The sequence below is a fragment of the Streptomyces longispororuber genome (genome assembly GCF_014656095.1).
Taxonomy (GTDB): domain Bacteria; phylum Actinomycetota; class Actinomycetes; order Streptomycetales; family Streptomycetaceae; genus Streptomyces; species Streptomyces longispororuber.
In genome coordinates this window covers 55,878-64,979 of sequence record NZ_BNBT01000033.1, presented here as the reverse complement: position 1 = coordinate 64,979, position 9,102 = coordinate 55,878, and the positions used below count along the sequence as shown (strand labels likewise).

Below are 9,102 nucleotides of genomic sequence, written 5' to 3'. Positions count from 1 at the left end.
CGGCGCCGGATGCGCCGCGGCCCCGCCGTCGGGGCTGCCTGCGGCCCGGGCCCGGCCGCCCCCAGGGCCGCCTCAGGGGCGGCCGGACCCGGTGTGCGGGGGGTTATCTCAGGCCGTTGTCCAGGGCGGACATCAGCGTGCCGGTGGGGGTGTCGCCGGACATCTCCCAGACCATGCCGCCGAGCAGGCCCTTCGACTTGATCCAGGCCGTCTTCCTGCCGATCGACCAGGTGTCGTCGAAGCTCCACCACTGGCCGTTGTTGCCGGTGTAGCCGTAGGTGGAGACGGACTGCTCGTCGTGGTACACGGTCATGTTCGGGACGCTGGTCATCATGTTGTGGTAGCCCCTGATGCCCGCCTCCTCCGGGAACTGTCCGGGTGCCGCGCCGTTCGCCGCCTGCCACTCGCCCTTGGCGCCGCCGTCGGCGACCTCCTTCCAGCCGCGGCCGTAGAACGGGAAGCCGACGGTCAGCTTGCGCGGGTTGACCCCGGCGTCCAGATACGTCTGGATCGCCTTCTCGACGCTGAAGTCGAAGGGGTACGGGTCCTGGGCGTCGCGGTGCAGATTGGCCTGGTGGCCGGTGCGCTTGGGCTCCCAGGAGTTGTCGCTGCCGGAGCCGTGGAAGTCGTAGCCCTGGACGTTGGCGAAGTCCAGGTACTCGAAGATCTTCCTGATGTCCCAGCCCGCCTCGATCTTCGCCGGGTCGGCGGGGGTGAAGGCGGTGAGCAGCTTGTGCCCGCCGCCGGTGGCGTCGAGCTGCTTGCGGAACTCGGCGAGCAGCGCCGTGAGGTTGTCCTTGTCCGCCGCGCTGTAGTGGTTGCCCGGGTGGCCCTCCGCGCCCGGCCACTCCCAGTCGATGTCGATGCCGTCGAAGACGCCCGCGCCGGTGCCGGGGCCGCCCGCGCCGTTGTGGACGGGCAGGTTGCCCTTGATCCAGACGTCGACGCAGGACCTGACGAACTTCTCCCGGGAGGCGGGGGTCGCGGCCGCGTCCGAGAAGAACTTGGAGAACGTCCAGCCGCCGAGCGAGACGACGACCTTCAGGTGCGGGTGCTTGGCCTTGAGCTTCTTGAGCTGGTTGAAGTTGCCGCGCAGCTTGCCCCAGCCGTCGTCCGCGACCCCGTCCACCGACTGCGCGGCGGAGAAGGCGCGCCCGTAGTCGGCCTCGGCGTCGCCCGCGCCCGTGCCCTCGTCCGGGTCCTGCGGGTTGCCGGAGACGCCCTTCGTCACGCCCGCCAGGCAGGTGTGGTTGACGGGGTCGACGTTCTCGAAGGCGTAGTTGATGACGTCGAGCTTCGCGGCGGCGCCGGAGGTGTCCAGGTTCTTCACGAAGTACTGGCGGCCGTAGATGCCCCACTGGGCGAAGTAGCCGACCGTGAGGTGGTTGCCGGGCCCGGCCGCGTCGTCCGTGGTGACGCGCACGGCGTTCGAGGCGGGCGAGGCGTTGTCGGCCGTGTCCCGCGCCTTCACGGTGAAGGTGTAGGCGGTGGCGGGGGTCAGGCCCTCGACGGTCGCGGTGGTCGCCGACGCGGGGACCGTCTTCGCCAGCGTGCCGCCGCGGTAGACGTCGTACGCGGCCACGGCCACGTTGTCCGTGGACTTCTCCCAGGCCAGGGACGCCGAGACCTGCGTCTTGCCGGTGCTGCGCAGATTGCCGGGCGCGGTCGGCGGGGTCGGGTCGGTCGCCGGGTCGACCGTCGTCGCGGTCACCGGCGGGCTCTCCGGGCTGGTGTTGCCGCGCCGGTCCTTGGCGCGGACGGTGAAGGTGTAGCGGGTCGCCGGGGTCAGGTCGGTGACCGTGGCGCTGTTCGTGGCGGAGGTCGCCACCACCTTGCCGCCGCTGAGGACCTCGTACGCCGTGACGGGGTAGTCGCCCGCCCCGGCCGGGGGCCAGCCGAGGGAGACCGTGCGGGAGGTGGCGGTGGTGACGGTCGGGGTGCCGGGCGCGGTCGGGGGCCTGTCCGGCGAGCCGTCGCACTTGTCACCGTTGACCGTGCAGCCCGTGGGCGTCCCGAGCGGCCCGTTCGCCGTGAACTGGTAGCTGTACGGCTCGGTGGTCCCGCCCGCCGGGACCCGGCCGTTGTAGTACGCGTTCTTCACCGTCACGTGGCTGCCGGAGACGGTGGCCTCGCCGTGGGTGTGCCCGCTGACGCGGACGCCCGGCGGCAGGTCGAACTCCAGCGTCCAGCCGGAGGCCGCGGCGGAGCCGCTGTTGCGGACGACGTACTTGCCCTGCCAACTGGAGCCGCTGCCCTCGGTGGTGAAGGTCGCGGTGAGCGTCCCCGCCGCGTGCGCCGGGGCCGCCGTCAGGGCGGTGAGCAGGGACAGGGGCAGCAGCAGGGCCGCGAGCAGCGCGGCCGCCCGGCCGCGCAGGACGGTGGCCGCCGCTCTTCGTAAGACTCCGGGCGTTCTCCTGGTTCCTCTTGCGGTGGGGGCCATGGCTCTCCTCGGGGGTGGGTGTGCGGGTGTCTCCTCCGGGGGGTTCGGGCGGTGCCGGTCCGCCGGGGCGCGGGGCCCGGGTGGGAGGGGCCGGTACCGGACGACAGTTAGGCGTACATGACAACTCTCGACCGTACTAGGTCTGGACCAATCGCCACACCCTTGCCGCACGCCGGGAACGGAAACGCGTCAGGCACAATCAGCCCTATGACGAGCGACCCGCAGCCCACCCCCGCCGACCCCGCCCCGGCGTACCAGGACCGCGTCCACCGGTCCCACGCGGCCATCGCCGGGGGCGTCCTGCTGCTCGTGATCGGTGTCTGGCTGGCCGTCGACGCCCTGGTGCGCGGCGAGGGGAGCACTCCCTGGGTGGCCCTCGCCGGACTGCTCTTCGCGGTGCCGCTCGTCGTCGCCTACACGCTGCGCCCCGCCGTGTTCGCCAACGAGGACCGGCTGCGCGTCCGCAACCCCTTCCGTACGATCACGCTGCCCTGGGGCGCCGTCTCGGGGCTGCGCGCCGGGTACTCCAACGAGGTCTTCACGCAGGACGGCACCAAGTACCAGCTCTGGGCCATCCCCGTCTCCCTGCGCGGCCGCAAGAAGGCCGCGCGCCGGCACGCCCAGCAGGTCGCCGCGGACGACCCCGTCACCAGCCGGGTCCGCCCCGGCGCGGGCCCGGACGGCACGCGTGCGCCCGGCGACCAGGCCATGGACGACCTGCGGGAGATCGCGGAGCGCCGGGAGGGCGCGGAGTCCGCGCAGGGCGAGCCGGTCGTCCGCTGGGCCTACGAGATCCTGGCCCCGGCCGCGGCGGGCGCGGTGCTGCTCGCGGTCCTGCTGGGCATCGGCTGACCGCGCCGCGGGGCGCCGGGGAAGTACGCGGACGGCCGGACACGGGGACGAGGTCCGCCGTGCCCGGCCGGGCGGCGCCGCGCAGGGGGGTGGGCGGGCGCCGGAAGCCGTCGGCTCCCGCTAGGGGGGGGGGTGGGGAGCCGTCGGACAGCGCTTCCATAGTGAGGCATGGCCGCCAACGGGTGGCAGCCGGGGTCCGTACTGGGCCTCAACTCCCCGGTAACGGGCCGGATTCCACGCCGTCGCGGCCGGGATGCAGAGGGCAGGGAAGTACGGCGGCGAGGCACCTCGGCCGTCCCGCCCGGCTCACGGCGGGCCGAGCCACACCAACAGCATGTGCCCGCCGAACGCCGCCGAGCTCAGGGCCGCGCCCGCGAGCACCGGCACCACCACCCGGCGGCGGGCCCGCGCCAGGGCCGCCGCCACCGGCAGCAGCAGCGGGAAGCCCGGCAGCAGGAACCGCGCCCGGGGGAAGTACACCCCGCTGGAGCCGAGCACGATGGCGAGCAGCAGGCCCGTGAACAGCAGCAGCGGCAGCGGCTGCGCGCGGGACGCCACCGACAGCGCGAACAGCACCAGCGCCCCCAGGAGTACCACCGTGACCAGCATTAGGAAGAGCTGCGGGCGCTCGACGAGGAACAGCCGCTTCATCCAGCGCAGCGTGCCGACACCGCCGTCCCACTCGTTGTGCCACCACTTCTGCACCGCGAAGTAGCCGTCCCAGCGCCCGAGTCTGACCCCCACCCAGCCGACGTACCCGAGCCAGCCGAGCGGCGCGAGGACGGCGCCCGTGACGGCGGCGGCCGAGAAGCGGCGGCGCAGGGCGAGCGCCGCCGTCACGGTCACCGCGGCCGCCAGCGCGATGCCGGTCGGGCGCGTCAGGCCCGCCAGCGCGGCCAGCGCCCCCGCCGCCACCCACCGCTCGGTGAGGACCGCGTACAGGGACCACGCCGCGAGCGCGGTGAACAGCGACTCCGTGTAACCCATCCACTGCACCAGGGCCACCGGCAGGCACGCCCACAGCGTCACGAGGAGCACCCCGGCCCGGCGCCCGTGCAGCCGGTCGCCGACCTTGAAGATCCCCCACGCGGCGAGGAAGGACGACACGAACGCGACCGCCAGGCCGATCGCGCCGCGCGGCTCGGGCAGCAGCGCCTCGCCCGCCCGGATCAGCAGCGGGTACAGCGGGAAGAAGGCGAGGTTGTTGGTGTCGAAGGAGTGGCCGAGCGTCTGCGCGTACCCGTGGGCCGCGATCCTCAAGTACCAGTCGCAGTCCCAGGATTCGGCGAGCAGGTGCCACAGGCCGCGGTGCTCCCGGTGCGCCCACACGGCGAACACGAGCAGGCCCAGGGTGCGCACCGCCGCGTACGCGAGCAGCGCCGGGGCCGCGTGCCGCAGGGCGGCGCCCGCCCGCGCGCGCAGCCCCCTCGGCAGCGGCGGGACGGCACGGGACCGGCGGGACGCCGGGACGCGGGACGGCGCGGCGGCGGTGAGGCCGGACGAAGCGGAGTGGGGTCCGTACGGCACTGCGGCTCCCGGGGCGTGACAACGTGACGGTGCGCTACCGGTCGGACCCTTCCTGGGGGACCGGCAGCGCACCGTCACGCTGCGCCGACTGCCGCGCGGAACCACCCGTACGGGCGAATCCCCGCGCGCGCTTCTCCCGCGCCCGCGGGCGGCCCGAGCGGGTGCCGGCCGTCAGATGCCCGCGGCCGCCGCGAGGTCCCGCTTGAGCGCGGCGAGCAGCTCCGCCGCCCGCGCGTGGGCCGCGGGGAGGCCCGCCCGGTCGGCGACCGGCACGACGACCTCCAGGTAGCACTTCAGCTTGGGCTCGGTGCCGCTCGGGCGCACGATGACGCGCGCCCCCTCCAGCGCGTACCGCAGGCCGTCGGTGGGCGGCAGCGTCTCCGTGCCCTCCGTCAGGTCCTCCGCGCGCGTCACCGCGAGGCCGGCGAGGCGCGTCGGCGGCTGCTCGCGCAGGCGCCGCATCGCGGCCGCGATCAGCGACAGGTCCTCCACGCGCACCGAGAGCTGGTCGGTGGCGTGCAGGCCGTGCTCCACCGCCAGGTCGTCGAGGAGGTCCAGCAGCGTCCGGCCCTCCTCCTTCAGCTCCGAGGCCAGCTCGGTGACCAGCAGCGCGGCCGTGATGCCGTCCTTGTCGCGGACGCCCTCGGGGTCGACGCAGTAGCCGAGCGCCTCCTCGTAGCCGTACCGCAGGCCGTCCACGCGGGCGATCCACTTGAAGCCCGTGAGCGTCTCCTCGTACCCGACGCCCGCCTTCTCGGCGATCCGGCCGAGCAGCGACGACGACACGATCGACTCCGCGAAGGTGCCCCGCGCCCCGCGCCGCACCAGGTGCGCGGCGAGCAGCGCGCCCACCTCGTCGCCGCGCAGCATCCGCCACCCGGTCCGCCCGGCGTCGGTCGGTACGGCCACCGCGCAGCGGTCCGCGTCCGGGTCGTTGGCGATCACGAGGTCGGGGCGTGCCGTGCGGGCCGTGGCGAACGCCAGGTCCATCGCGCCCGGCTCCTCCGGGTTCGGGAACGCCACCGTCGGGAAGTCCGGGTCGGGCTCCGCCTGCTCGGCCACGAGCACCGGCTCCGGGAAGCCCGCCCGCGCGAAGGCGGCGAGCAGGGTGTCCTTGCCGACGCCGTGCATGGCCGTGTAGACGGTCCGGGCGGTGCGGGGGGACCCGTCGGCGAGGACGGCGTCCGTACGGGCCAGGTAGGCCTCCAGGACGTCCTCGCCGAGGACCTCCCAGCCGCTGTCCGGCCGCGGTACGTCGGCCAGGGCGGCGACCGCGGCGATCTCGGCCGCGATCTCGCCGTCGGCGGGCGGCACGATCTGCGAGCCGTCGCCCAGGTACACCTTGTAGCCGTTGTCGCGCGGCGGGTTGTGGCTGGCGGTGACCTCCACGCCCGCGACGGCGCCCAGGTGCCGGATGGCGAAGGCGAGCACGGGCGTGGGCAGCGGCCGGGGCAGGACGGCGGCGCGCAGGCCCGCCCCGGTCATCACGGCGGCCGTGTCCCGCGCGAAGTCCGCCGACTTGTGGCGGGCGTCGTAGCCGACGACCACCAGGCCGTCGGTGTGGCCCTTGCCCTTCAGGTACGCGGCCAGGCCCGCGGCCGCGCGGATCACCACGGAGCGGTTCATCCGCATCGGGCCCGCGCCCAGCTCGCCGCGCAGGCCCGCCGTGCCGAACTGGAGGGTGCCGCCGAAGCGGGCGGCCAGCTCCGCCAGGTTCTCCGGCGCGTCCGCGCCCGCGAGCAGCTTGGCCAGCTCCTCGCGGGTCTCCGGGTCCGGGTCCTCGTCGAGCCAGGCCTGGGCCCGCGTGATGAGTTCTCCGTGGTCCTGCACGTGTGGTCAGCCTCTCCGTGAAGGGGGTCGTACGACTCGGGGCGCCGGGTCAGACGCGGCCGAGGACCTTGCCGAGCAGCTCGCCCATGCGGGTGGCGGAGTCGCGGCCCGCCTGGAGGACCTCCTCGTGGTTGAGCGGCTCACCGGTCATGCCCGCCGCGAGGTTGGTGACCAGGGAGATGCCGAGCACCTCGGCCCCGGCCTCGCGCGCGGCGATGGCCTCCAGCACGGTCGACATGCCGACGAGGTCGGCGCCGATGGTACGGGCCATCCGGATCTCGGCGGGCGTCTCGTAGTGCGGCCCGGGGAACTGCGCGTAGACGCCCTCCTCCAGGGTGGGGTCGATCTCCTTGCACAGCGCGCGCAGCCGCGGCGAGTACAGGTCCGTGAGGTCCACGAAGTTCGCGCCCACGATCGGCGAGGTCGCCGTGAGGTTGAGGTGGTCGCTGATCAGGACCGGCTGGCCCGGGCGCATGCCCTCGCGCAGCCCGCCGCAGCCGTTCGTCAGCACGATGGTCTTGCAGCCCGCGGCGACGGCGGTACGCACGCCGTGCGCGACGGCGGCGACCCCGCGGCCCTCGTAGTAGTGCGTGCGGCCCAGGAAGACCAGGACCCGCTTGTCACCGACCGTGACGGAGCGGATCTTGCCGCCGTGGCCCGCGACGGCGGGCGGCGGGAACCCGGGCAGCTCGGTGACCGGGAACTCGGCGTCGGGGCTGCCCAGCGCGTCGACGGCCGGCGCCCAGCCGGAGCCCATCACGAGGGCGACGTCGTGGGTCTCGGCGCCCGTGAGCTCGCGCAGGCGCGTGGCGGCGGCGTCGGCGGCGGCGTACGGGTCGCCCTGGATGTCGTCCGGAATAACTGAAGCGTTCACGCCGAAGAGGGTAGCCGGTTACGCCCTACGCGCGTAGATGACGATGGTCACGGCTTGAGCAACCCCTTCTTGTCACTTCCCACAACCAGATCACGCCCTGCGGCCCCGCGCTGCCCTCAACCGCTGGCCGGGCTGAGCGCGGGGCCCGTGCGGCGCTGGCCTGAACTGCTGGCTGGGCTGTGCGCGGGGCCCGTGCGGCGCTGGCCTGAACTGCTGGCTGGGCTGTGCGCGGGGGTCTGAGCCGTGCTGGCCTCAACCGCTGGCCGGGGCTGGGCCCAGGGCCCCGCGTCGCGCTCCGCGCTTGTCCTCAAACGCCGGACGGGCTGAACCCCGCGCCCCCTCGCGCCTCGGGCGCCGGAGGGCTGCGCTCGGGCCCCGCATCGCGCTCCGCGCTCGTCCTCAAACGCCGGACGGGCTGGATTCCCCGACCGCCAGGCTGTCGGCTCTCCGTGATCCACCGCTCCGCGGCGGATGTCCCCCGCCCGTCCGCCCCTTGCAGGGGCGGGCGGCCGGGCGAACGACGGGGGAATCGTCGGGTCGGGACCGGATGGGCGACGCCGGGGTGGTCACGGGCGGGTGGGAGATGTCCGCCGCGGAGCGGTGGCACGGGGGCGACGGCGGAACGTCGTTAGGTCGGGCCCGGGGTGGGGGGTGCTTGAGTAGGCGGGTGGGAGGCATCCGCCGTGGAGCGGTGGCACGAGGGCGATGGCAGGCCAGCCGCCAGGCCGGAGCCCGGCAGGCAACGCTGTGGCAGCACTGGTGGGCGGGCGAGATCGGCCGCGGAGCGGCGGTACAGGACAGCGGCGGGAAAGTCGCTAGGTCGGGGCTGTGCAGGCTAGGCCCGGGTTGTGCGGGTGGGTGACATTCGCGGCGGAGCGGCGGCGCGGGACGGCAGAGGGTCAGTCGCCAGGTGGGGCTTGGGCGGGCGACGCCGGGGCTGTACGAGTGGGCGGGTGGGTGAGGTCCGTCGCGGGGCGGCGGGACAGGTGGCGATGACGGGTCAGCCGCTAGGTCGGGGCTGGGCAGGCTAGGCCGGGATTTTCGGGTGGGCGGGTAGGTGACATTCGCCGCGGAGCGGCGGCGCGGGACGGCGGAGGGTCAGTCGCCGGGTCGGGCTTGGGCGGGTGACGCCGGGGTTGTTCGGGTGGGTGGGAGAGATCCGCCGCAGAGTGGCGGGACAGGTGGCGATGGAGCGTCAGCCGCTAGGTCGGGGCCGCGCAGGCTAGGCCCGGGTTGTTCGGGTGGGTGCCATGCGCTGCGGAGCGGCGGCGTAAGACAACCGCGGGTCAGCCGCCAGGCCGGAGCCCGGCAGGCAACGCTGGGGCAGCACGAGTGGGCGGGTGGGTGAATGTGCCGTGGAGCGGCGGGACGGGAACGACGGCGCGGTAAAGCCGCTAGGTCGGGGTCGGGCGGGCGACGCTGGGGTGGTCACGGGTGGGCGGGTGGGTGAGATCCGTCGCGGAGCGGCGGCATGGGGACGACGGCGGTAAAGCCGCTAGGTCGGGGCCGGGCGAGTCGCTGGGGTGGTCACGGGTGGGCGGGTGGGAGACGTGCGCCCCGGGGCGGCGGGACACGGCCG

General features: G+C 74.5%; 5 protein-coding genes. 1 reads left to right on the top strand and 4 read right to left on the bottom strand.

From position 1 onward, the window contains the following. Positions 1–103: 103 nt before the first annotated feature. Complete coding sequence (locus tag IE330_RS13680; RefSeq protein WP_190136239.1) at positions 104–2,440, bottom strand: glycosyl hydrolase family 18 protein; 2,337 nt, start codon at positions 2,438–2,440, stop codon at positions 104–106. Positions 2,441–2,647: 207 nt separating this feature from the next. Here IE330_RS13680 and IE330_RS13675 point away from each other — a divergent pair, with 207 nt between their 5' ends. Further along, positions 2,648–3,292, top strand: coding sequence for a PH domain-containing protein (locus IE330_RS13675; protein ID WP_190136238.1), 645 nt, complete (start codon positions 2,648–2,650; stop codon positions 3,290–3,292). Between the two features lie 306 nt (positions 3,293–3,598). Here IE330_RS13675 and IE330_RS13670 read toward each other — a convergent pair whose 3' ends face one another. The 3 genes from IE330_RS13670 to IE330_RS13660 all read right to left on the bottom strand — a co-directional run bounded on the left by IE330_RS13670 (position 3,599) and on the right by IE330_RS13660 (position 7,523). Beyond that, positions 3,599–4,819: a glycosyltransferase family 39 protein gene (locus IE330_RS13670; protein WP_190136237.1), complete on the bottom strand. Its 1,221-nt coding sequence runs from the start codon at positions 4,817–4,819 to the stop codon at positions 3,599–3,601. A gap of 171 nt (positions 4,820–4,990) precedes the next feature. Beyond that, positions 4,991–6,649 (bottom strand): phospho-sugar mutase, encoded by a 1,659-nt coding sequence (locus tag IE330_RS13665; protein WP_190136236.1) that lies wholly within the window; start codon positions 6,647–6,649, stop codon positions 4,991–4,993. A 49-nt stretch (positions 6,650–6,698) separates the two neighbouring features. Further along, a complete protein-coding gene (locus IE330_RS13660; RefSeq protein WP_190136235.1) occupies positions 6,699–7,523 on the bottom strand; it encodes a purine-nucleoside phosphorylase in 825 nt (274 codons plus the stop codon). Positions 7,524–9,102 lie beyond the last annotated feature (1,579 nt).